Origin of the sequence: Steroidobacter agaridevorans, from assembly GCF_009932555.1 — a bacterium.
Lineage (GTDB): Bacteria > Pseudomonadota > Gammaproteobacteria > Steroidobacterales > Steroidobacteraceae > Steroidobacter > Steroidobacter agaridevorans.
In genome coordinates this window covers 664,215-687,216 of sequence record NZ_BLJO01000002.1, presented here as the reverse complement: position 1 = coordinate 687,216, position 23,002 = coordinate 664,215, and the positions used below count along the sequence as shown (strand labels likewise).

Genomic DNA, 23,002 nt, shown 5'->3' with positions numbered 1-23,002 from the left:
TCATCTTCGGGGCCGCGACCATCGATGACAACGGTCAGGGGCTGTACGTCAGCGGCCTGGGTCACGGCGATGCACTGCATGTCGGCGACTTCGTTCCTTCGCGCTCCGGGCTGGAGATCTGGGACATTCATGAGTCCAGCTCGGTGCCCGGTGCGGACCTGCGCGATGCGCGCACCGGCGCTCGAATATTCGCGATCAACAACACATCGGGCAGTGAGGGGCCGGGTCGAGGCGTGGCGGCGGATATCTACTCGGGAAATGCCGGCGCAGAGTACTGGGGTTCTGGCCCGGGGATGACGAATCTCTTCAACGCGTCCGGCGCATCGATCGGGCGCACGCCAGGCTCGGCAAATTTCCTCGTGTGGTGGGACACGGACACGCTCCGTGAGCTGCTCGATAGCAATCACATCGATAAGTACGGCACGTCGAGCGACACGCGCTTGCTCACGGGCTCCGGTGTCACCTCGAACAACGGGACCAAGTCCACGCCGGCACTGAGCGGCGATGTGCTCGGGGATTGGCGCGAAGAAGTGATTTGGCGCACGACCGACAACGCTTTCTTGCGCATCTACACCACGACCAACGTGGCAACGAATCGTTTCTATACCTTCCTGCACGATCCGCAGTATCGAGTGGCTCTGGCATGGCAGAACGTGGCTTACAACCAGCCGCCACATCCGAGCTTCTTCGTCGGCGCCAACATGTCGCCGCCGCCCACGCCGAATATCACGATCGTCGGCGGCGGTGAGAATCCGGGTACGCAGGACACGTATCAGGCCGAGAACGGCCTGATTGGCGGCGGTACAGTCACTGAAACGACCAACGCAGGTTACATGGGCAGCGCCTATGTGAATTCCTCAGCCAACGGCGGCTATCTCGAGATTCAAGGCGTGGATGGACGGGGCGGCGGGAGCAAGGCGCTGAGCATCCGCTACGCGCTGGGCGTTACGTCGAGCCGCACTGGCCGGCTGTTGGTGAACGGCGTGGCTCAGAACATCACGTTCAATCCGACTGGCGCATGGACAGCGTGGTCGACACTGAATGTTTCCGTCTCGCTCAACAACGGTAGCAACGTGCTGCGCTTCGAGTCGACCGGGCAGGACCTCGGCAACATCGACCAGGTGACCGTCCAATAGCGCTCCGAGTCATGATCAACAGACCCAAGGAGGGGTTATGCAAGCTGTACTTCAGCATTTCGCGCGACTGCTGTTCCTTTCGCTGCTGCTCGCGCCCGGCCTCAGTTTCGCCGGCTTTTCCATTCAAAGCGGTCAGCTCGTGGACAACAACGGCGTGCCGTTCATCATGCGCGGGATCAACTACCCGTACACGTGGTACCAATCGCGGCCGACTCAACAGGACTTCGCGGCGATGGCGGCCACGGGCGCGAACACGGTGCGTATCGTGCTGTCGACCGGTGGGCAGTGGGCGCGCGTGCCCGGCGCTCAAGTGAGCCAGGTCATCCAATGGGCCAAGGACAATCGCATGATCGCGGTGCTCGAGGTCCACGATTCCACCGGCTGGAGCGAACAGACCACGGCGGTGCCGATCTCCAACGCGGTTGCGTATTGGACCAGCTCGGATATCCGGGCTGCGATCGACGGCCAGGAAAACTTCGTGATCATCAACATCGCGAACGAGCCGTTCGGCAACACGACCAATGCGAACTACGTTCCCGACACGACCGCAGCCATCCAGGCACTGCGCGCCGCGGGTCTCACGCACACCATCATGATCGACGCTGCGAACTGGGGCCAGGACTGGTCCAACACGATGCGCACCAACGCCATGCAGTTGTGGAATGCCGACTCAAGGCGCAACCTGCTGTTCAGTGTGCACATGTACGAGGTGTATCAAACGTCGGCGCCGATCATCGCTTACATGCAGGCGTTCGACGATATGGCGCTGCCGCTGGTGATCGGCGAGTTCGGTCCGCAGAACAACGGTCAGCCGGTTGATGTGGAGACGGTCTTCTCGCAGGCTCAGCAACGGGGCAACGGTTATATCGGCTGGTCCTGGTCGGGCAACGGCAGCGGTGGCGTCGTGCTCGACATGGTGCAGAACTTCAGTACGACGTTCTCGCCGTGGGGCGAGCGGATCGTGAATGGCGCCAACGGCATCCGGGCTACTTCGGTGATAGCGAGCGTCTTCCAGGGGGCGGGCAACACTCTCAACGTCTCACCCGCGTCGCTTTCGTTTGCTGCCGGCGTGTCCTCGTCGCCGGTGGCTGTTACGTCCAACGTCAGCTGGACTGTTACGGACAACCAGCCCTGGCTCAGCGTCGCGGTCGCTTCAGGCACCAACAACGGAAGCTTTACCGTGATTGCGGCCGCGAACACTGGAACGGCCGCTCGCACCGGAACGGTCACGGTCAGCGGTGGCGGGATCTCGCGGCCCATCGCGGTAACGCAAGCGGGGCAGAGTTCGCCCACAGGATCGGTGACCGCCACGGGCGTAGTGACGAGCAGCAGCGGGTGGTTCAGCGAAGAGCAGCTGAGGCTGTCGAACACGGCGACCATCACCGCGCTGTCGATCACGATCACGGTGCAGCGAACGACGGGCGTGAGCGCGTCGGGTCAGTACAACACGATCGGCGGCATCATCTCCCAAAGTAACAGCAGCACGGCCAGCGCGATTACCTATGTGTTCTCGCTGAATTCCGGCCAGACGCTGTCGCCTGGAACCAATCGCACGTTCGCCGTGCAAATGAGCGGCAATGGGACGGTGCATCCGACCAGTGGAGATACTTATGCCGTTACGGGAACGGCCGGCGGACAGCCGTTTACGCTGAGCGGTACGTTCTGACGGATGTGATGTGCGCCGCAAGTGTCGCATCGACTCGTCGAGTCCGGCTGGTCGCGAACCCGCCCGTTGCAGTACTCTTCGCGCTCCATTCGAAAGGTGCCCGAGGAAGAAACAATGAAGAAGGTCGCAGTGGTGGTGATGGCCGCGGCGTGTCTGACTGCCGGCGTCGGCATTGGCTATGCCGCAAAAACCAAAGGTCCTGGCATGACCCTCCTGAGCGGCAAGGCTGCGAAGGAAGCCGGCGTCGCCGCGCTGAAAGAAGCCGAACGTCTGGCCGAAGGCGGCAGCTGGGAGTTGATCCAGATCGGGCGTGCGTACTATCTGTCCGGCGACAAGGCCACTGGCCAGGCGCTGTTCGACAAGGTGATGAACAACGGCGCCGAGTCGGGCGACTGGTTCCGAATCGCGCGTGTTTATGTCGAGGCGGGCGAAAACGCCAAGGCCGAACCGCTGTTCCTGAAGGCGTTGGCCGCAGAGCCCAAGGATGACAGCGGCCAGGCCGAAGTGGGGGCGTGGTACATCCGCATCGGTCAACGCGAGAAAGGCGAGGAACTGCTGGCGAAAGCGTTCACGCGTAACTCGGAAGACATTTGGCATTACGTCCGCGCGGGCGAGGCGTACATGGGTGTCTCGCCGAAGTAACCCAGCTTCGATACGCCAGGCGGGGTCCATGCGTGCTTCATGAGCATGGACCCGCTACCACGCCGATCGGTCAGAACGTCACATTCAACCGCAGCGAGAAGTTTCGGGGCGTGCCGAAAGTGTTGTATGAATTCGTGCCGCCCAGACGAGCGTAGTACGTCTTGTCCAGGAGATTGTCGGCGTTGAAAGTCGCGGCGATGTGACGATCGAAGCGGTACTCGGCCATCGCGCTGGCGAGCGTATAGCCGCCCTGGGTCCGAGGGGGCTCGAATTCGATGCCGCTTTGATAGCTCAGGCCCGCTCCCAATGCGAAGCCGGAGGCGGCTTCGGGATTGAAGTGGCGAACCGCCCAGAGTTTCCAGGCGTGTTTGGGCTCGAGCGCCGAGAATCTGACTCCCACCTGATCCGCGCGCGCGACGACGAACTGCGAATCGAGCCGCGAGTAGCTCAGTTGGATGTCGTAGCCTGGCGCCGGGCTGCCGACGATTTCCATCTCCCAGCCTTTGGATTCGACCTCGCCCGCGTTGAGGAAGAAACCCGGATTGGCGGGATCCGCCAGCGAGCGGCCGGTATCGCGCAGATCGTAAATGCCGATCGAAGCCTGCAGGGCGCCGTCGAACCCTGCGGTCTTGGCGCCGACTTCGTATTGCTTGCCGATGCGTGGATCCAGGGGGTCGCCGTTCGCGCGCAGTAAAGTCGACTGGGGCAGAAATGTGTCTGCATAGCTGGCGTAGAGCGTAAGCCAGCGAGTCGCGTCGTAGAGGATGCCGGCCGTCGGCGTGACGCGGTCATCGTCTTCGACACCCTGGCGCCAGGCAGTGGGCGTCGCGGGCGCGAGGTCTCGAGAACGGGAATCGAAATCGCTGATTCTGCCGCCGGCCACCAACGTCAGCGTGTCGCTCAAGCTCAGGCGCGTCTGCAGATAAAACCCGCTTTGCCGCTGTTCCGAGGCTCCGCCCTCCTCATAGGGCAGATTCAATGGCGGCAGCAGGCCTACCGCATCGAAGGGCACGATGATGCCGCCATCGGACCACGTGCGCGCCACGCCTGCGTATCGTTCCTCGAACCGGTCCTCGTTGTAACCGATGAGCACCGAATGGGCTCGCCCGAACAAGGAGACTTCTCCGGAAACGAACAGGTCGACGGCCGTGCGTTCATCGTTGTAATCGTACTCGCGGCGGCCCATGGGCACGGTGTTGTCCGTTTCGCTCACGCCATCGAGCGCAAGTGAATCCTTGAAGTAGGTGGTTTGATCCCGCTGCCACCAGCGCGCCACCAGCTTCCAGCGCCTGCCGATGCGTTGCTCGACCGCTGCGCTGAGGTCTTCGGTGTCGTGGTTCAGGCGATTCCAGGGTTGCGCGATGCTCGTGGAGCGCGGCACGTTCAACTGGGCGCCGCCTAAAAACGCAGGCAGGCCGGTATTGACCGCGGTGCTGCGATCGTATTGGCCGACGAGGTTGGTGGAGACTGTCGTCGAGCTCGTGACGTCCCAGTCCATTCGACCGTAACCCAACGTACGTTTGTAATGCGCCGGGGCGATGTAATCGCCGCGGTCCTCGTACACGCCAACGGCTCGCGCGCGAAGGGAGCCTGCCGTATTCAGGGGGCCGGTCACATCGACGGTGGCGCGCTCCTTGTCCCAGCGGCCGACGCCGACTGTCGTCGTGAGCCCGAAGCGATCGAGACCGCGTTTGCTGACGAGATTGACCGAGCCGGCGGGCTCGCCGGAGCCTTGTAACAGACCCGTGGGCCCGCGCAGCACTTCGATTCGTTCGTAGACCGAGAGATCGAGTTGCTGATTGCCGCCGAGCGCCCGATAGCTCGGCACGCCGTCGCTCATGAAGGCGAGCTGGTGGCCGCGCGACTTGTACTGGCTCTGCGAGCCATCGTTCGGAATCACCGTGACGCCGGTCACCTGAGCCAGAGCCTCGGCCACGGTGGTCAGGTTCTGATCCGCGATACGCTGCTCGGTGACGATCGAGAGAGAGCCCGGAATCTGACGGCGTTCGAGGGGAACCTTCGAGGCGGCGCTGGCTTTCGAAATGTAACGCGGCGCTTCGACGATCACCTCATCGAGAGTGTCGTCGGCAGCGTACAGTGTCGAACACCAGCAGAACGTAACGAGCCACAACGAAGCTGCGTCGACGCGCATCCACTCTCTCCCCACTACTTGCGCTTTCTGCTATTGATGCTCGGATCGATAGTGTCGTTCGCGGCCGGCATGCGGTGCAAGCGTTTGGTGGTGTGTCACCGACGCCACGAAACAATAGCCCTGAGCGACGACGTTCTCGATGTAGCGTGCGCCATCCACGCCATCGCCGAGCGCCTTGCGCAGCAGGGTCATGTGAACGCGCAGGTTGCCAGGCGTGACCACCAGGCCGCGCCAGACTCGCCGCATCAGCTCGGCATGACTGACGACTTCGCCGGCGCGCTCGACCAGGACGATCAGCAGGTCGAGCGCTCTGTCGCCAAGTGCAACCGGCGCGCCGTCGCGTTCTATGAAGCGCGCCGCAGGGGTCAAGCGGAATGGGCCGAATATGGCGATTTCAGGCAGCATTGCCGCGGCCCGCTGCAAAGGAACCAAGTGTCTGTCGTACATGTGCCCACTCCCATTGACTGTTAACATTCATCGGAGATGAGCCTGCTACGGCTGAGCGTCGATGGCACGCCACTTACCGGGGAACTGCGCTCACCCGATGGGGCGAGCGGCGCTTGCGCGTCACGATGGCGGCGGTAGCACCACGATGCGATGGCCGTACCGATACGAGTCGATGGAGTACGCGCCCGGGCCCAGCAGCGCCAGCGCCAGTGCATCGATGGTAACGACGGCGACGAACGCAGGCCGGTCGAGACCGGCGACGAACCAGATCAGCCCGTGGATCGCCAGCGCCAGCAGCGCGCTCAAAGGCGTCGCCCATCCGGCGAGCAACGTCAGCGCGACCACGATCGCCATGCCCTGGATCCAGGTAGAGAGCGATTGCCGCTGGCCGCAAGCATCCATCAGCAAGGCAGTCGCGACCGACGCCCTGAGCAGGATCAGCGCCAGCCCTGGCCATCCACGGGGGAACATTGAAAAGAGTCGCTGCACGGTTCGGAAGGGTGCCCTAGTTGGGTATCGCCGCGTAGCCAATCCTCGGGTATCGTGCGCTACCACTTTCGTGTGATCAGACCGCGCCGCGTCGATGTAACATCGGCCGGTGTTGCGGGGCTGGAACGATGGACCTCGATAAATCGGAACAACTCATTCGGGTGCTCGTCGTCGACGATCATCCGCTCCTGCGTGGCGGCATCGCCGCTGTTCTGGACGGCGCGCCGGACCTGCAGCTGATCGCCGAAGCGGGCAGCGGCCAGGAAGCGATCGACGCCTTCCGCACGCACCATCCCGATGTGACGCTGATGGACCTGCAAATGGAGGGCATGGATGGCGTGTCCGCCACCGAGGCGATCCGGGCGGAATGGCCCGATGCCCGCGTCCTCATGCTGACGACCTATGGGGGCGACGGACACGCCGTGCGGGCGCTCAAAGCGGGGGCGAGCGGCTACTTGCTGAAAAGCATGATTCGCAAGGACCTGCCGGATGCGATACGCGCCGTTCACGCCGGGCGGCGGCGCATCCCGGCCGAGGTTGCCGAAGCGCTGGCTTCACACTTCACCGACGACGCGTTGTCGCCGCGTGAGCTCGATGTGCTGCAAAGGATCGCGAGAGGCAATTCGAATCGGCGCGTCGCCTCGCAACTGTCGATCTCCGAAGACACCGTCAAGACGCACATGAAGAACATCATGAGCAAGCTCGGCGCGAACGATCGCACGCATGCGGTAATGATCGCGCTCAAGCGCGGCATGATCGAAATGTGAGATTGCTGCTGCTCATAGCGATCCTGTGGATCGCCGCTCCGCGTGCCTGGGCGCTCGATCCCGATATCGAGCTGGGACAGCTGGTTCATCGTAGCTGGACCTTGGTCGATCTCGCACCGACCGAGGTCACGGCCATGACTCAGACGGCCGATGGGCTGTTGTGGATTGCGAGTACCGCCGGCCTGTATTGGTTCGATGGCTTCAGGTTCTTCCACTACGTCAACGAGCACTCGGACTTTCCTTCGTACAACTTCACGACGCTTCTAAATGCGTCCGACGGCAGCCTCTGGGTCGGCCTGAAGAGCGGGGCGGCGGCACGCATCATGTCAGCCGAGCTAAGGGTTTTCGATGAGCGCGATGGCCTGGCCGCCGGCCCGGTTCACGCCATCGTGCAGGATCCGAGCGGGGTGATCTGGCTCGCCTCGCGCGCCGGGCTGTTTTATTTCGACGGTTCACGGTGGCAACGGCTGGGCTCGGAGGTGGGTCTCGGCGACAGGCCGGTGATGGGCGCATTCGTTGCTCGCGACGGAACTCTGTGGCTCGCCGCGCCCGACGGCATATTTTCTCTATCGCCGGACAGACTGCGTTTGACCCGAGTGATGTCGGAGCGCTTTTCGCAAGAGATGACGCGGCATTTCGCGCAAGCCCCCGACGGTGCGATCTGGCTCGGCGATCCCGCTCGGGGTTTGTTACGAATCGCGCCGGGCAAGTCCGCTGAGCCGCCGCAATGGCAACTTGCCGGAAAGGGGGCAGGCGCTCTGTTGTTCGATCGCGATGGCAGTCTATGGATCGGAGGCGATCGGCTTCGTCGCCTTGTCTCGGGGCGCGGCCAGCCGATCGAGGAGTTGTCTCCCGAAGGAACATTGAGCGCAGGCAGCGCCAGAACCGTTTTCGAGGACCGCTCGGGCAATATCTGGGTCGGGGCCGACAGTGGCATCGAGCGATTCAGGCATGCCAATGTCGTCAGAGCCGTCGTGCCGCCGGTGCGCTCGCCCAATGTCATCGTCGCGGGCCGGTTCAACCGGGTCTGGGCGGCGTATGCGGATGGCTCGTTGCACACCTTCGAGGGGCCGAAGCTCGAACGGCGCGAAACGGCGCCGCTTTTCACCGCGGCGGCTCCCGATCGTGGCGGTGACATCTGGTTCGGTGGGCCCGACGTCGTTGCACGTTTGCGACCCGCCGCGACGGTGGATGAGCAAACGCTTGAGCTGATACCGCTGCCGGAGCGGCTGCGAGGCGGCGTGGTGCAGACCATGGTGCGAGATACAGCCGGCACGCTGTGGATCTCGATCGAAGACAAAGGCCTGTTTCGATGGTCCGGCGGCCAATGGACCGCCGCAGCCGATGCAGGTTTCGCACAGTTGCTGCCCGATGAAGCTCCGTTGGTCTCCACGCTCGAAGACAGCGGCGGCGTCTGGTTCGGCTATACGCACAATCGTCTGGTGCGCATCTACGGTGCAACTGCTCGGATGTTTACGGCGCGCAATGGGCTGAGTGTCGGCACTGTGACCGCACTGCATAGCCGAGGCGGGCGACTGTGGGTCGGCGGTGAGCTCGGGCTCGCATTGCTCGATCTCACGGCAAGTGCTGCTGACGAACCGCCCGCTACTACTTTCCGCACCATGTGGGCAATGAATTGCCAGACTTTCGTGGCGCTGGCCGGCATCGTCGAAACCGCAGCCAACGAGCTCTGGATATTTCGCAATAGGGCGCTGTCACGCGTCCCACAATTGAGCGATGCGCTGGAGTCGAAGGACGCGCAGAACATGCTCGATTGCATAACTTACGGTACGGCAGATGGTCCCGCGCCGTCTCCTCGACAGACGCGCCCGATGTCATCACTCGTCGAAGCCGACGACGGTCGAGTGTGGATGGCGGCGAGTGAGGGAGTCGCATGGGTGGATCCTCGCCGCATTCGCGAGGATCGTTCGCGGTTGCTGCCGCCATCGATCGACGGGATCCTGCTGGTTACCGAACAGATTGGGGGCGACACCGTCGGAGATCGACTGTTCAGGAGAATGCCAGGCGATGTCAATGTGCTGCCTGCCAATCCGGGCGATATTCGATTCCGCTTCAACGCGGTGAGCCTGACATCGACCAGCACATTGAATTTCCGATATCAGCTGGAGGGGCAGGATCAGCGCTGGAAGGACACTGACAGCAACGAGGTGCTGTACACCAACCTGCCGCCCCGTAAGTATCGATTCATGGTCATGGCCGGAAACAAGCGCACCGGTGAGTACAGCGCTCCGGCGACCTTATCGTTTGTAATTCCGCCGGCGTTTTATCAAGCTGCGTGGTTCCGTGCGCTGTGTGCACTCTTCGCGGTGGTGGTGCTCGCGCTTGTCTATCGATGGCAGGTGCGCCGCGCCGGTGAACGACTGCGTGCTCGTTTGGAAGATCGGATGAAAGAGCGCGAGCGTATCGCACGCGAACTGCACGACACGTTGCTGCAGGGTATTCAGGCGCTCGTACTGCGTTTTCAAGGAGTGGCCTCGCGTATTCCAGCGCAAGAGCCGGCGCGCGACATGATGGAGCGTGCACTCGAGCTGGCCGACGACGTGATCGCTGAAGGGCGGGATCGGGTGAACGACCTGCGCGATTCGGGCAGCACTCCTGTGGATCTTCCGCAGGAGATTGCGCGGGTGGGTAATGAGCTCCTGCAAGACAGTGGCATCCGGTTTGCGGTCACTGTCGATGGTGAGCCACGAGCGTTGCATCCTATCGTGCGTGAAGAAGGAATATTGATCGCGCGGGAGGCGCTGGCCAACGCGCAGCGGCACGCCCAACCTCGCGCCATCGAGGTCAATCTGGCTTATGAGCGATCGGGGTTGCGAATCGGCATTCGCGATGACGGTCGCGGCATCGATCCTGAAGTGTTGCGTGCCGGCGGCCGCGATCGACACTGGGGGTTGATGGGAATGCGAGAGCGCGCGACGCGCATTCGAGGCCATCTGGAGATCTGGAGTCGCGGTGGCGCGGGCACCGAGATCGCGTTGCGTGTGCCGGCGGCGGTTGCCTATCGCGACCAGAAGCCGAGATGGTCGTGGCTGCCGTTTCGCTCGCGCCGCCCCCTGGACATTTTGTCCCGCTGATTATCGCCGTCTTAATTTGATTCGCTGGGCAGGCCTCGTTACGCTTCCCCTGATGAATCGGTTCTCATTCTCATCGATCCGCGGCAAGTGGCTGGCGCGGTTCGTGGCTTCGATGGCCTGGCTCGTGCTGTTCGGGACGAACGCGGCCATGTCGGCTGAGGATGACAACGTCGATCTGCAGGTCCGCCAGCTCTGGCAGCTCATCGATTATGTCGCGGTGGATTACGCCGGCGCCGTGAGCGACGGGCAGGTCGCCAATGAGGGCGAATATAAGGAGATGGTGGAGTTCACGGCGACCATCCGGGAGCGCGTGGATTCGTTGCCGTCGCGCGCTGGCCAGGAGCTGTTGGTTCAACAGGGCCAATTGCTGGAGACCGCCGTATCTCAGCAGGCGGACGCAACCAAGGTTGCGCAGATTGCACATGGGCTCGGCGATCAACTGCTGGCGATCTATCCGGTGCCGATTGCGCCGAAAGCTGTGCCCGAGATCGCTCGGGGAGCGGCGTTGTATCGAGAGCAGTGTGTGGCATGTCATGGCGTTGCAGGCCATGGCGATGGGCCCGCTGCCGCTCAGCTCGATCCACCACCGATCGCATTTACCGATGCGGAGCGAGCGCGCTCGCGCAGCCTTTATTCGTTGTATGAAGCGATCAGCCAAGGCGTCGCGGGCACGGCGATGCCGGGCTTCTCGTCGCTGTCAGCGGAAGATCGCTGGGCGCTGAGCTTCTATGTCGGCACGCTTGCTTACCCGGCAACCGCGCGTGAAGAGGGCGCCAAACTCTGGCGACAAGACCCAACGCTGCGTCAACGTATTCCCGATCTGGAAACATTGGTCCGCCAAACGGAGAACGGGCTTGCGGGCGAGTGGGATCCGAATCGCGCACAGGCCGTGCTTTCTTATCTGCGCGCCACTCCAGCGGCGCTTGGCGGCGAGACTGGTGTGGCGCTCGCGCGGTCTCGTTTGCATCAGAGCTTCGCGGCTTACCAATCGGGCAACACACAGGAGGCGTCGCGACTGGCATTGTCTGCGTACCTCGATGGCATCGAGCCCATCGAACCGCGACTGGCGGCACGAGATGCCAAGCTCATGACGCGCGTGGAAGAGGTGATGTCGGAGTATCGAGCGCGTCTGGATCGGCGCGCGACGCCGGCCGAGATAAAGGAGCACCTCGCGGTTGTCGAGGAGGTGCTGAGCTCGGCAACTCAAACTCTGGATCGAAGCAACACCGGCGCGGCGACGACCTTCATCGCGAGCTTCACGATCCTGGTGCGCGAAGGATTGGAAGCACTACTGCTGGTCGTGGCCATCGTTGCGTTCCTTCGCAAGTCCGGACGCCAGGAGTTGATGGCCTATGTTCATGGCGGCTGGATCTCGGCGCTCGCGGCGGGTGGCGTCACCTGGCTGGTCGCGAGATATCTCATCGACATCAGCGGCGCCAGTCGCGAGCTGACCGAAGGATATGCATCGCTGTTCGCTGCGTTCGTGCTTCTGACCGTGGGCTTGTGGATGCACCAGAAGAGCGTCGCGGGGCACTGGCAGCGCTACTTGCAGAACAATCTGTCTGGAATCTTGCAAGGCCGGTCGGCGTGGCTGCTCGCAGGCCTTGCGTTCCTGATGGTGTATCGAGAAGTGTTCGAGACCATCCTGTTCTACGCGGCGCTGAGCAGCGAAGGCAATGGAGCGGCGCTCCTGGGCGGCCTCGTAGCGGGCGCGGCTGTGCTAGCGCTGATCTCAGCCGCATTGCTGAAGTTCAGCGCCCGCCTGCCGATCGGCAAGTTCTTCTCCGTCAGCTCCATTCTCATCGCAGTCCTCGCGGTGGTGCTCGCGGGCAAGGGAGCCGAAGCGTTGCAGGAAGCGGGAATCTTGTCGGTACAAACATTGCCCTTGCCACGGATCGAGCTGGTGGGCGTGTTTCCTTCCGTTCAGACCCTGTTGTTACAGGGGCTCGTCGCGCTCGCCGCCATTGCTGGCTTCGTCTACAACGCGCGCGCTGCCAAGCAGGCGCGCGTTAGCCGATAACTCGAAGGCGTCTGTCAGCGTCGTTACTTGCCCGACTGCTTCATGAACTCCTCGGCGCGTCGGCCCATCTCTTCGGGCGGCACATCTTCGACGTGCATGCCCACGGTCCATATATGGCCGAAGGGATCCTGCAGTGTGCCGGAGCGATCGCCGTAGAACTGATCTTTGACGGGCTGCAATTCTTTCGCGCCTGCGGCGAGGGCGCGTTTGAAAACCTCATCGACCTTGTCGATATATAACATGATGCTGATGCCCGCACCGCCGATGGACAGCGGGCTGCGATAACCCATTTCCGGGTATTCGTCGGCCAGCATGAGCTTCGAGTCGCCGATGGCAAGCTCGGCGTGGCCGATTTTCCCATCGGGCTTCGGCATACGCATGACTTCGGTCGCGCCGAATGCTCGTTTGTAGAACTCGATGGCGTCGCTCGCTCCCTTGATGATGAGGTACGGAGTGATCGAGTGATAACCTTCCGGGATGGCTTTGACCATGATCGTTTGCTCCAGTGAGAAACCTCAGGGTAAGGCAGGCGCATGACACCCGAATGGCGTGCGTGGGTCAAATCTCGATCGGTTCGTACAGGCCGCTTCGGTAAAACACCGACTATGCTCGCATCATGAACAGCTCGGCCTTCATTGCCTGCGACGAGAGTGTAATTCGAGGCACGCGCGCGGGCGATTCCCCTTGTCCGGAGCAGGCGAAGCCGTGGGTGCTGGCCGCGACGATCGTCGGCTCCAGCATGGCGTTCATCGACACCTCGGTCGTCAATGTTGCATTGCCTGCCATTCAAGCGGATCTCGCCGCGGCGGTGCGTGAAGCTCAGTGGATCGTCAATGCATACATGCTGATGCTTGGCGCGTTGCTTCTGGTCGGCGGCGCCGCGGGCGATCGATTCGGTCGAAGGCGGGTGTTCATCATCGGTGTCACGGTCTTCGCGGCTGCTTCTGTTGCATGTGCCTGGGCGCCCAATGCCGGCGCGCTCATTGCAGCAAGAGCCGTTCAAGGCGTCGGCGGCGCAATGCTGGTTCCGGGCAGTCTTGCGATCATCAGTGCGATGTTTCCAGAGCAGGAGCGAGGGCGCGCCATCGGCACGTGGGCTGGCGCTTCCGCGCTCACGACCGCCTTGGGTCCGGTGCTCGGCGGCTGGCTCGTCGACACCTGGTCGTGGCGAATCATCTTTCTGATCAATGTTCCGATTGCGGTGGTCGCCGTTGCGCTCACGATCTGGCGCATGCCCGAGAGTCGGGATGAGGCGAGCGACGTGTCTGTCGATTGGGCGGGCGGGGCACTGGCCGTCGTGGGGCTCGGAGCGCTTGCGTATGGCTTGACGCTGGCATCCGAGCAGGGCTGGAGGGGCGCGATCGTGCTGGGCTCGCTCGCGCTGGCCATTGTCATGCTGAGCTCGTTCCTGTGGCGGGAGGCGCGGGCAAGCCATCCAATGATGCCGCTCGAGCTGTTCCGGTCGAGAAATTTCAGCGGTGCGAATGCAATCACGCTGCTGTTGTATTTCGCGCTCGGCGGCGCGATGTTTTTCATCCCGTTCAACCTGATTCGAATTCAGGGCTATTCGGCGGCACTGGCGGGTGCGGCGTTCCTGCCGTTCAGTCTGATCATGGGCGTGCTGTCGCGCTGGTCGGGCGGGCTGATCGATCGGTATGGCGCGCGCACGCTGTTAACGGTGGGACCCGCGATCGTGGGGATCGGATTTGCGCTGCTCGCGGTGCCAGGGATCGGCGGGTCGTATTGGACGACGTTCTTTCCGCCGATGGTCGTGGTCGGCTTCGGCATGGCGGTGAGCGTGGCGCCGCTCACGACGAGTGTCATGCGAGCCGTCGACGATCGTCACGCCGGCGTGGCGTCGGGCATCAACAATGCAACTGCGCGCATCGCGGGCATGCTCGCGGTTGCTGTATTGGGCATGGTTGCCGTGGCCGCATTCGGCAAGGCGGTCGATGAGCGTGTGGATCGAATGTCGCTGTCGAACGAAACGCGCGCGCTGGTACGTGCCGAGATCCCAAAGCTCGCTGAAGCTCAGCCGCCGCGCTCCATGGAGGAAGCGCAACGAGATGAGCTTCAACTAGCTTTCAAGGAGTCGTTCGTCTACAGCTTTCGGCTCGTGTCGCTGGTCGCAGCCGCGCTCGCTTTCGCGAGCGCGGTGTGCGGGTGGCTGACTATCGAGCCGAAGCGTCGCTCTTAGAACTTGATCGTCGCGCCCAGCGTATAGGTGCGGCCGATGTCGGTCTGGAACAACGTATCCTCGCGGACGCTGTCGATGAACAACGTGTTGCGCTCTTCGGTGAGGTTCTGCGCCTCCAGGATCAGCGTCAGATAGTCGTTGAAGTTCCACGAGGCTGCGGCGTCGAGATAGAACGTCTCGCCGTTGCCCTGCAGGTCGCTGCCGGCGGAAGCCGGAATACCGCGAATGTACTTGTCGCGGTAGGTGCCGGTGGTGCGAATGCTGAAGACGCCGTCATCGTAGAACAGCGTGCCGCTCGCGGAGTTCTTGGACAAGCCGACCAGGTCGGCCGTGGTCGAGGAAGTCACGACACCGCCGCTGCTGGTCAGGATGTACTCGATCTCCGATTCGACGCGCGTGTAGTTGGCAAGCACGCCGAAGTGGCTCCAGATGCCTGGCAGCATGTCGAGCTGCAGTTGCGCGTTGAGCTCGAAGCCCTTGAGCGGACCGCCATCGGTGTTCTCCAGCCGGCTCACGTTGAACACGTCGGTGGGCGATGCCGGAGTGCCCGCAAGCAGCGCGTCAGGCAGGCCGAGCTCGGTGTAGACGACAGGGCTGGTGATGCGCTGGATGTAAGTCTCGATGTCCTTGTAGAAGTACGCGACCGACAGCAGCGAGCCCGGGCGGAAGTACCACTCGAGGCCCAGATCCGCGGTCTTGGCGCGAATCGGATCGAGGAACGGATTGTTCACCGTGCCGGTGCGCGTCGTGGCGGTAATCGTCGCGGTCGGCGTCAGATTGCCGAGCTCGGGTCGCGACATGACTTTCGCCGCCGAGAAGCGAGCCAGCAGATCGGGCGTCAGATCGACCACCACGTTCAGAGAGGGCAGCGTGTCGCTGTACTCGCGATCCACCTGATTGCGCTGACCGACGGTGGGGAATGGCGCGCCGGCAGGTGCATTGACGGGAATGTGACCGACGGCCGTTTGATCCGTCTTCACGTAGCGCACACCGATGTCGCCACGCACCGGGAAGCGCCAGTCGCTGCCGCTGTCGAACGAGAACTGGAAGAAGCCGCTGGTGACTTTCTCGAGGATTCCCGACTCATTGGCGCCGCACTCGACACCGCAGAAATCCATGTCGGCGAAGTTGAATACGTCGCGCCACTTCTTCGAATCGACGGCCACCCAGCTCGCCGGGGCTCCCGAGCCGAACAGATCGTCCAGGTCGGTGATTTGGGTTGAAATGTCGGCGACGCTCACGCCGTTTGGCAGGGCGGTCACCGGAACCTGCGAAGGCACGAGGTTCGAGTTGCGGGCGTGGAAATCGTTCTCGCGATACTGGCCGCCCAGGGTCAGTGCGATCTGGTCGGTGGCCTGCCACTCGCCGGCGAGATCGAAGTTCGCGATCTGGGTCACGTTGCGCGACGGCTTGCCTTGGGTGGAAAAGCCGCCCAGCACGGTCCGGTTGCCGTCCGGGGTCGGGGCGTATTGGAACAGCTCCGGATTGTTCACGTCCATGCCGAAGCCGATCAGGGGCGTTTCGCGGCCGCCGCGGAAGTCGAGCGTGAAGTTCGGGACATCGATGGCGTCCAGGAACGTTTGCAGACGCATCGGACCGTCCCAGATCGAGTTGGACCGGCCGGCCAGACCGGTGATCTTGAATTTATCGTTGAAGCGGTGCTCGAACGTCAGGTTGGCCTGCTCGAAGGTGGAAACGAACTGGTCCACCAGACCTTCGGAGCGCACGTCGACGCCGTCGAACACGGCATATTCCACCGAGCCGTGCTGATCGAAAGAAATATCGCGGACCGCCACCATCGGCTGGCCGCTGTTGGTGAGATTGCGGCCGAACGACAGCCCGAGGATGTAGTTGTCGCGACGCTCGACCTGATAGCGCGACAACAGGCCATCGAGGGCGATGTCTGTATTTTCATTCGGCTTCCACTGCAGCGACAGCGTGCCGCCGGTGCGCTCGGTGTCCTGTTCCGAGTTCACGTAGCGCGGCAGACGCGGCAGGAAGGCGCCGCTGCCCGGCGTGTTCGGTGCACTCGCGCGACGCAGGTTGTAGACGGTGTTGAAGGCATCAAGCTCGCTGGCGCGAGCAGTGCGGGCGCTGCAGTTCGTCGCCGTCGATCCCCGTTCACCAAGCACCGGGCTCGGCGCAGTCGCGGTCCAGCCGATCGGCGTGCAGTAGGGCAGCAGGATCGGGTTCGCGTTCGTGCCGAGGTTGTTGGCATTGGTATTGGCCGAAAGAATGTCCACGGCCGAATAACCGACTTCGCGAATGTTACGTTTCTGGAAGGCCGCCGAGGCCAGCACACCGAACGTATTGTCGAAGAATTTTTGCGAGAACAGCATCGAGGCGCGGGGATCGAGATCCTCGCTGATCGTGTTGAACACACCGCGTCCCGTCAGCGTGAACACCCGGTCCTGCTCGAAATCGAACGGGTGGGGCGCTTTCAGATCGACGGTCGCGCCGAGCGAGCCTTCTTCGACATTCGCCGAAGGGGTCTTACGCACCGCGAGCTGGGAGAAGATTTCGGTGGGGAAGACGTTGAAGTCGAAGCTGCGGCCATTGTTGCCGGCGCCATAAATATCGCTGGAGCCGGTCTGCGCAGCGGCCTCCATGCCATTGATCCGCACTCGAGTGAACAAGGGGCCGAGACCACGGACCGAGATATTGCGGCCTTCGCCGCCATCGCCACGGGACAGCGTCACGCCGGGGATGCGCTGCATGGATTCGGCGAGGTTGCTGTCCGGGAATTTGCCGATGTCTTCGGCAGCGATGACATCGATCGCCGCTGTCTCCGCACGCTTTTCTGCCAGCGCTGTGTTCAGCGAGCCGCGGAAGCCAGTGACTACGATCTCTTCGAGCTGGGTGTCTTGCTGGCCAGTCTCCGCAGCCGAGGCTGCAAGGGGGATGACATAGGCGGTACTCAACAAGGCCGCGGTCACAGCGGCAGAAACGACGGATCGACGATTCGACATCGACATAGGTCCCCCAATCATTCGTTATATGAGCTGTTCGCCCGGCATGGGGTAACCGGTTACCTCCGGCGCCCGCATTTGTCCGAGTTAGGTGCCATCATGACAGTTCCTGATTGAAAGTGAAATATTTTGAAGCTAAATGATGGCTTGCCGGGATGAATCGTTTTGCACAGCAACGAAAGTGTCCTGGCTCATGCCTGGCCAGTTGAGCCGAGAGTCCCGAAAAGTCAGTGTCTTAGACCACGGCCTCCGCACCCGCGACCGAGGTCCGATGCATCCGACGTCCCGAATCCGCGGCATAGGGAACGACGCGATGCAACGCGCCGGTGTTGTCCCAGATCACCAGATCGCCCACCTGCCAGTAATGGCGATAGGTGAAAGCAGGTTGAGCGGTCCATTCGAGCAGCCGCGCCAGCAGCGCCCGTCCTTCGGCCTGTGACATGCCGACGACCGAGTCGGCGGTGTAGCCGATCAACATGGTTTTGCGGCCGGACTGTCGTCGCCACACGAGCGGATGTTCGTGCGACATGTTTCTTCGCGTGGCATCGAGTGCGTCCGGAGTCGTAACGGCACGCACTGCCGCTGTCACACTATGAATGACTCGCAGCCCCTCGAGATCTTTCTTATCTTCTTCCGGCAGGGCTTCGTACGCAGCGTAGCTGCTGGCAAATTCGGTCTGGCCGCCTTTCGGCGCGACCGTGCGTGCGCTGAGCACGCTGGCTTTCGGAGGAATGATCGGCGAGGTCAGTCCATCCATGTGCCAGAAGTAGGTGCCGAGCACATACTCGGGCTCCGTGTTGATCTTCGGATCGAGCGTGATGGTGTAGACATCCTGCGCGCTTTTGTTTCCTCCCGGCACGCGCGATGTGAAATTCACACGCGCACCGAGCTTGTCGGTGAACGCGAGTTGTTCCTCGTCGTTCAGGCCGATGCGAGGAAACACCAGCACGCCACGCGCTTCGAGCAGCTCCAGACAGCGGCGCGCGACCTCGTCGTCCCGGAGCGCGGCCTTCTCCACGTGAACGGCGGTTCCAATGGCGGGGCTGATGTCTTCGGTCTTCATGTCCTATCCGGGCGTGGCATCGAGAGTCCTACCGTAAGAGCCCGGGCTGCGGGAGTCTTGATAGCAGGCGACAGCCGATCCGCCTTTTCCGCCAAAAGAGCGCAGGGTTGTACTAGCAGGTTCGACCGGGGAAAAGCCAGGCTCGGGGATGACCGATGGGCTGGTAAACACGGCGTGCGTATGCGCCGTTCTCGCGGGTGGATTTGCATTCGCCGTATTCGAGCAGACGCACGGCCTGGAGAACTGGACGTTCGAGACACAGCGCCGGCAACTGGCTGGTGACGGTCGGCTGTGGGCGCCGCCAATTGCGTTGGGTGAGAAGCCCGACGTGGGATGGGTTCCTTGGTCGACGGACGCCGATTCTGGCCGCGTCTATATCGTCGACTTCATCTATACGCGCTGTCCGGGATTGTGCGAGGGACTCGGGGCGCAGTTTCGACTGATGCAGCGAGAGTTACAGCACCAGCACGAAGCCGTACCGGTCTCGTTGCTCTCGATCTCCTTCGATCTGGCTGGCGACACGCCAGAACAGCTCGCCGCCTACTCACAACGGCACGGAGCAGACGCGAGTGTATGGCGTGTGATACGGCCGGCCGATCAGAAGGAGGCCGACCGACTCCTGCGAGCGCTAGGTATCGTCGCCATCGCGGACGGCACGGGAGGATTTGTTCACAACAGCGCGCTGCACGTCTTGAATCAATATGGCCAGGTGCGTGGGATTTACGACTATGGTAACTGGCAGGCGGCGCTCGATGGCGCGGAGCGGCTGGCGGGTGAACCTAAATCTGAAGGCGCGCGTGAATGAAGCGCGCAGGATTACTTGCAGTTTGCTTCACGATCCTGCCATCCGTGCTGCTTCTGGATGTCGTGCGTCACGTCATCGAGAGCCGCATGCTGCTTCATATGCTGCTCGAGTTTCCGGTGTTGTTTCTTTCGGGAGCGGCCGCGGGCGCGTTGATGCTGGCACACTGGGACAGGGCGGCTCGGGTCGTGGAGAAGATGGACTATCGTGGGCTGACCGCCATCACGCTGGTTCTCTGCGTGTCTGCCTATTGGATGATACCCGCGTCGCTGGACAACTCACTGCTCCGGCCGGGCGTTGCCTTCGTGAAGTACACGAGTTGGTGGTTCGGCGGTTGGATGCTGGCCGTGAGCTGGCAACGTATGAGCGAAGTGCTGCGCATGTTCATGCTCGGCAACTTGTGCTGGATGTTCGGCTCGGTAGGACTGTTATATCAGGCCAGCGAATCGCGGCTGTGTGTGAACTATCTGTTTGGCGATCAGCAGATGACGGGCCGAGCTTTAGTCACTGTCGCCGTGTTCCTGGCCGCGCTCCTCGCATACAGAGCTTATTGGTACACACGAAGCAGCGAGGCGACCGCCTGACGAGGCTATTGGCCGAACCTGGCGAGCTCTTCATCGCCTCGTAACGGACCGCGCTCACCCGTCTCTTTCCGCATGTCTGCCACGACCTGTGCTGCGATCGGGCCGGCGCCGTTGCCCCAGGCGTTCCGAATGTAACTCGCGATCGCGGCGATCTCCTCGTCGCTCAGCATTTCCTTGAAGGGCGGCATGACGCCGTTGTACTTGGTGGAGCTCACCGTCAGCTCGCCCTCGACGCCATGGAGGACGATGGCTACGAGCGTGCGCTCGGCGCCCTTGACCCATTCCGAATTGGCGAGCGGCGGAAATACGCCTGCCAGACCCGTGCCGCTCGCCTGGTGGCACGCTGCGCATCGAGCAGTGAACAGAGCGGAGCCATCGAGTGCGTTGGCGGCATTGCCAGGAGCGCTGACGCTGCCGGCGCTCAGCTCGGCCAGCGTGCGGCCATCGCCCCAGGCGGGGGAGGTGTTGGGGTTCTCGATCAGAATGTAGCCAACGCCGTAGATTCCAAGCAGGCCCGCCAACCCAAGCACGAACCTCGGCACCGGCCTGGTGTTTTCGTGTGGGTCGCTATGCTCGCGTCGCTGCTGAGGAGAGATCTTTCTCATGAATGCTTCTAGCTCTCTTGCGCGCGTACGGGATGGGTTCGATCCAAACTCAACAAATAGCTCACCAGCTCCTGAGCTTCGGGTGTCGCGATCACGACCTTTCCGGCCGGCGCATTGCCCTCAGGAAGGTGCACGACGACGTCGCCGGGCTCTGCCTGATCCTTGATGACAAACAAATACGGATAGCTCGGCATGATGCTGCCGGGAACATACGCGCGCGGTTGATATAGATGACCCAGATGCCATTGCACGCTCGGCTGGCGTGCGCCGATGTTGAGAAGATCGGGGCCGGTTCGCATCGTTCCTAACAGATGCGGCGTATCGAAGGCATAGTCGCCGGCCACGGACGCACGGCCCCAGCCGCGTTTTGCATCGGGCGCCAGGCTCGCGGCGCGTGGCTGCTGTGAGTGGCAGTACAAGCAACCGTTGCTGATGTACTGCTCCCGTCCGCGCAGCTCAGTCGAGGTATAGGGCTTCATGCCCGACGTGGGCGCGACGTTCGCGACCTGCACATAGGGAATCACCACCAATGCACTGGCTGCGAAACCGAGCATCACCATTGCGCCGATGAGCAGGCGTGACTCGCTTTTCATGGTGCTCCTGCCGGGGCTTCGCCGAGGAGCGTTGCGCCTATGCGTCGTGGCCCAAGGTTGAAGATCATGCAAGCGAAGTGGGTTGCAAAGACCAGGTGACCGAGCCCCATGAGTGCGCCGCCGACGGTGCGGGCCTTGAGATACGGCAAGGTCACCGACACTGAGTCCATGAAGGGTTTGCCCGCATCCAGCATCGCTTCACCCTGCAACCAGCCGCCGACGCACAAGGCGATGACGTAAATGGCAACGCCAATCGAAGACAACCAGAAATGAGCGGCGATGAGGCGCGGGTAAGGCCACTCACGGCGCGTGACTCGCGGCACGATGAAGTACATCGCGCCGAAGAAGACCAATGTCACGAACGCATACAAGCCGAGATGAGAGTGGCCCACCGTGTAGTGAGTGAAGTGCGTGACGGCATTGACGCTGCGTAGTGCCTCGAACGAGCCTTGCAGCGAGCTCGCGGTGTACATCAGACCGCCGAGGCCGATGAAACGCAGTGTCGGCGAGTAACGTAGCGCCGACAGGTAGCCTTCCAGCGTCTGATACTGGTTGACGGTGAACGCAATCACCGGCAGCACCATCATCATGCTCTGGACGATCGACAGGGTGATCAGCCAGGCCGGCACCGGCCCGCCGATGAGATGATGGCCGCCGACCTGGCCGTAGAAGAACGCCAGGCCCCAGAAGCCGAGCAGCGACAGATTGTAGGATTGGACCGGGCGGCCGATGACCTTGGGCAGAAAGTAATAAACGGCCGCGAGCGCGAGCGGCGTATAGAACAGGCCCAGCACATTGTGGCCGAACCACCAGTTCATCGTGGCCTGCTCGACGCCACGATGCAGGCCGGGAATGTTTGCGACGACGAACATCACCGGGAACCAGAACAGCGCGCAGGCCATGTACCAGACCGAGACATATAGGTGCTCGACCTTGCGCTTCGCCAAAGTCAGCACCAGGGGCACTGCCACCAGCAGGCCGCCGGCCACGAACAGCACATCGATCTGCCAGGGGATTTCCAGCCACTCCAGGCCATCGTTGATGCCCACTGCGATGCTCGCGAGACCGGAGATCAGCGCTGCGTTCCACAGCGCCGCGCCGAGCATTGCGAAGCCGCCGCCCAGCAGTGGCCGGCCGAGCAAGCGAGGCAGCACGAACATTGCGATGCCGAGTCCCGCCATCGGCGCCCAGCCATACGCCACGGCATTCAGATGAAGGGTGCGCACGCGACCGAAGGTCAACCAGGCGTGCTGCGTCAGAAAATCAGGCTCGTGAAGTTTGTAAGAGGCCAGCAGGCCGGCGGCGGTCGCGACGAGCAGCCACGCGAACGCGGCACAGAACATGAAGAACACGACCGGCGTGCTCGATTCATCGGCGGCGGCGCGCGTTCGCAGATCGCTGGCGCTCGCCGGTGCGGCGATCTTGCCCGAGGCCCGATTCACCTGCTGTTGCAAGGCATGTGCTGCTGTGGACGTAACGGCCGGCTCTTCGGCCCGGCCGATCTCCTCTGCGCCGAAGATGACGTTCGCGCCGGTGGAGTCGCGGCTGAACAGGCCGTGACGTTGCGACCAGATGAACACCAGCAGCGCCACGAACGACAGTACGAACGCGGACGCCAATATCACGCTAGTGCTCACGATGCGCTCCCACGAAGTCCGCCCCGCGTTGTCGCGGTTCTCTTTGTTGCCCGGGTAGTTTCGACAACGTTGGCGAGCGTTTCTTGTAAAAGCGGGCGATTGCTTGAATCGGTGCTACGCTTCGCCTCTACACTTCGA

18 protein-coding genes are annotated in these 23,002 nt (G+C 62.5%); 9 read left to right on the top strand and 9 right to left on the bottom strand.

All coding sequences use genetic code 11. The features are described from left to right. From GYH35_RS09785 to GYH35_RS09775, 3 genes are all read left to right on the top strand, one after another. Window positions 1-1,136 (top strand): rhamnogalacturonan lyase family protein (locus tag GYH35_RS09785; protein ID WP_161828278.1); only part of this gene is annotated, 1,136 nt, incomplete at its 5' end. Between the two features lie 37 nt (window positions 1,137-1,173). Further along, window positions 1,174-2,802, top strand: a complete 1,629-nt coding sequence (locus tag GYH35_RS09780) for a cellulase family glycosylhydrolase (RefSeq protein ID WP_161815784.1) — start codon at window positions 1,174-1,176, stop codon at window positions 2,800-2,802. Between the two features lie 114 nt (window positions 2,803-2,916). Continuing rightward, window positions 2,917-3,444, top strand: coding sequence for a tetratricopeptide repeat protein (locus tag GYH35_RS09775; RefSeq protein ID WP_161815783.1), 528 nt, complete (start codon window positions 2,917-2,919; stop codon window positions 3,442-3,444). 70 nt (window positions 3,445-3,514) lie between these two features. On the opposite strand, the gene GYH35_RS09770 is transcribed toward GYH35_RS09775, so the two are convergent. The 3 genes from GYH35_RS09770 to GYH35_RS09760 all read right to left on the bottom strand — a co-directional run bounded on the left by GYH35_RS09770 (window position 3,515) and on the right by GYH35_RS09760 (window position 6,514). After that, window positions 3,515-5,596: a TonB-dependent siderophore receptor gene (locus GYH35_RS09770; RefSeq protein ID WP_161815782.1), complete on the bottom strand. Its 2,082-nt coding sequence runs from the start codon at window positions 5,594-5,596 to the stop codon at window positions 3,515-3,517. A 30-nt stretch (window positions 5,597-5,626) separates the two neighbouring features. Beyond that, on the bottom strand, window positions 5,627-6,043 hold the full coding sequence (locus GYH35_RS09765; RefSeq protein WP_202624203.1) for a winged helix-turn-helix domain-containing protein: 417 nt from the start codon (window positions 6,041-6,043) through the stop codon (window positions 5,627-5,629). A 120-nt stretch (window positions 6,044-6,163) separates the two neighbouring features. Continuing rightward, window positions 6,164-6,514 carry a hypothetical protein gene (locus GYH35_RS09760; RefSeq protein WP_202624202.1) on the bottom strand — a complete coding sequence of 117 codons (351 nt, stop codon included), beginning with the start codon at window positions 6,512-6,514 and terminating at the stop codon, window positions 6,164-6,166. Window positions 6,515-6,660: 146 nt separating this feature from the next. On the opposite strand from GYH35_RS09760, the gene GYH35_RS09755 reads away from it, so the two are divergent. From GYH35_RS09755 to GYH35_RS09745, 3 genes are read left to right on the top strand one after another with little or no spacing between them, the layout of a single operon-like run. After that, a complete protein-coding gene (locus tag GYH35_RS09755) occupies window positions 6,661-7,299 on the top strand; it encodes a response regulator (RefSeq protein ID WP_161815780.1) in 639 nt (212 codons plus the stop codon). Next, window positions 7,296-10,394 (top strand): sensor histidine kinase, encoded by a 3,099-nt coding sequence (locus GYH35_RS09750; RefSeq protein WP_161815779.1) that lies wholly within the window; start codon window positions 7,296-7,298, stop codon window positions 10,392-10,394. The genes GYH35_RS09755 and GYH35_RS09750 overlap by 4 nt, the downstream gene beginning before the upstream one ends. Before the next feature lie 52 nt (window positions 10,395-10,446). Continuing rightward, a complete protein-coding gene (locus GYH35_RS09745; protein WP_202624201.1) occupies window positions 10,447-12,414 on the top strand; it encodes a cytochrome c/FTR1 family iron permease in 1,968 nt (655 codons plus the stop codon). A gap of 23 nt (window positions 12,415-12,437) precedes the next feature. Here GYH35_RS09745 and GYH35_RS09740 read toward each other — a convergent pair whose 3' ends face one another. Further along, window positions 12,438-12,908 (bottom strand): VOC family protein, encoded by a 471-nt coding sequence (locus GYH35_RS09740; protein ID WP_161815996.1) that lies wholly within the window; start codon window positions 12,906-12,908, stop codon window positions 12,438-12,440. Window positions 12,909-13,030: 122 nt separating this feature from the next. Between GYH35_RS09740 and GYH35_RS09735 the strand changes: the two genes are divergently transcribed. Next, window positions 13,031-14,611 carry an MFS transporter gene (locus GYH35_RS09735; protein WP_161828277.1) on the top strand — a complete coding sequence of 527 codons (1,581 nt, stop codon included), beginning with the start codon at window positions 13,031-13,033 and terminating at the stop codon, window positions 14,609-14,611. Here the strand turns inward: GYH35_RS09735 and GYH35_RS09730 are convergent. Beyond that, complete coding sequence (locus GYH35_RS09730; RefSeq protein ID WP_161815776.1) at window positions 14,608-17,580, bottom strand: TonB-dependent receptor; 2,973 nt, start codon at window positions 17,578-17,580, stop codon at window positions 14,608-14,610. The genes GYH35_RS09735 and GYH35_RS09730 overlap by 4 nt on opposite strands. Window positions 17,581-17,815: 235 nt before the next feature. Beyond that, window positions 17,816-18,643, bottom strand: coding sequence for a TauD/TfdA dioxygenase family protein (locus tag GYH35_RS09725; protein WP_161815775.1), 828 nt, complete (start codon window positions 18,641-18,643; stop codon window positions 17,816-17,818). Window positions 18,644-18,791: 148 nt separating this feature from the next. Between GYH35_RS09725 and GYH35_RS09720 the strand changes: the two genes are divergently transcribed. Next, window positions 18,792-19,448 (top strand): SCO family protein, encoded by a 657-nt coding sequence (locus GYH35_RS09720; protein ID WP_161815774.1) that lies wholly within the window; start codon window positions 18,792-18,794, stop codon window positions 19,446-19,448. After that, complete coding sequence (locus GYH35_RS09715) at window positions 19,445-20,029, top strand: hypothetical protein (RefSeq protein WP_161815773.1); 585 nt, start codon at window positions 19,445-19,447, stop codon at window positions 20,027-20,029. The genes GYH35_RS09720 and GYH35_RS09715 overlap by 4 nt, the downstream gene beginning before the upstream one ends. Before the next feature lie 5 nt (window positions 20,030-20,034). Here the strand turns inward: GYH35_RS09715 and GYH35_RS09710 are convergent, their stop codons facing one another. The 3 genes from GYH35_RS09710 to GYH35_RS09700 are packed head-to-tail and all read right to left on the bottom strand — an operon-like array spanning window position 20,035 to window position 22,864. Next, window positions 20,035-20,634, bottom strand: coding sequence for a c-type cytochrome (locus tag GYH35_RS09710; protein ID WP_161828276.1), 600 nt, complete (start codon window positions 20,632-20,634; stop codon window positions 20,035-20,037). Window positions 20,635-20,642: 8 nt separating this feature from the next. Continuing rightward, window positions 20,643-21,227 (bottom strand): cbb3-type cytochrome c oxidase subunit II, encoded by a 585-nt coding sequence (locus GYH35_RS09705; protein WP_161828275.1) that lies wholly within the window; start codon window positions 21,225-21,227, stop codon window positions 20,643-20,645. Further along, window positions 21,224-22,864: a cbb3-type cytochrome c oxidase subunit I gene (locus GYH35_RS09700; RefSeq protein ID WP_161815770.1), complete on the bottom strand. Its 1,641-nt coding sequence runs from the start codon at window positions 22,862-22,864 to the stop codon at window positions 21,224-21,226. The genes GYH35_RS09705 and GYH35_RS09700 overlap by 4 nt, the downstream gene beginning before the upstream one ends. Window positions 22,865-23,002 lie beyond the last annotated feature (138 nt).

Bases quoted from the DNA above. Each gene is read 5' to 3' on its own strand.
- GYH35_RS09745 (WP_202624201.1), top strand. From the start codon at position 10,447: ATGAATCGGTTCTCATTCTCATCGATCCGCGGCAAGTGGCTGGCGCGG.
- GYH35_RS09730 (WP_161815776.1), bottom strand. From the start codon at position 17,580: ATGTCGAATCGTCGATCCGTCGTTTCTGCCGCTGTGACCGCGGCCTTG.
- GYH35_RS09755 (WP_161815780.1), top strand. From the start codon at position 6,661: ATGGACCTCGATAAATCGGAACAACTCATTCGGGTGCTCGTCGTCGAC.
- GYH35_RS09780 (WP_161815784.1), top strand. From the start codon at position 1,174: ATGCAAGCTGTACTTCAGCATTTCGCGCGACTGCTGTTCCTTTCGCTG.
- GYH35_RS09735 (WP_161828277.1), top strand. From the start codon at position 13,031: ATGAACAGCTCGGCCTTCATTGCCTGCGACGAGAGTGTAATTCGAGGC.
- GYH35_RS09760 (WP_202624202.1), bottom strand. From the start codon at position 6,514: ATGTTCCCCCGTGGATGGCCAGGGCTGGCGCTGATCCTGCTCAGGGCG.
- GYH35_RS09705 (WP_161828275.1), bottom strand. From the start codon at position 21,227: ATGAAAAGCGAGTCACGCCTGCTCATCGGCGCAATGGTGATGCTCGGT.
- GYH35_RS09775 (WP_161815783.1), top strand. From the start codon at position 2,917: ATGAAGAAGGTCGCAGTGGTGGTGATGGCCGCGGCGTGTCTGACTGCC.
- GYH35_RS09715 (WP_161815773.1), top strand. From the start codon at position 19,445: ATGAAGCGCGCAGGATTACTTGCAGTTTGCTTCACGATCCTGCCATCC.
- GYH35_RS09720 (WP_161815774.1), top strand. From the start codon at position 18,792: ATGACCGATGGGCTGGTAAACACGGCGTGCGTATGCGCCGTTCTCGCG.
- GYH35_RS09725 (WP_161815775.1), bottom strand. From the start codon at position 18,643: ATGAAGACCGAAGACATCAGCCCCGCCATTGGAACCGCCGTTCACGTG.
- GYH35_RS09710 (WP_161828276.1), bottom strand. From the start codon at position 20,634: ATGAGAAAGATCTCTCCTCAGCAGCGACGCGAGCATAGCGACCCACAC.
- GYH35_RS09765 (WP_202624203.1), bottom strand. From the start codon at position 6,043: ATGTACGACAGACACTTGGTTCCTTTGCAGCGGGCCGCGGCAATGCTG.
- GYH35_RS09770 (WP_161815782.1), bottom strand. From the start codon at position 5,596: ATGCGCGTCGACGCAGCTTCGTTGTGGCTCGTTACGTTCTGCTGGTGT.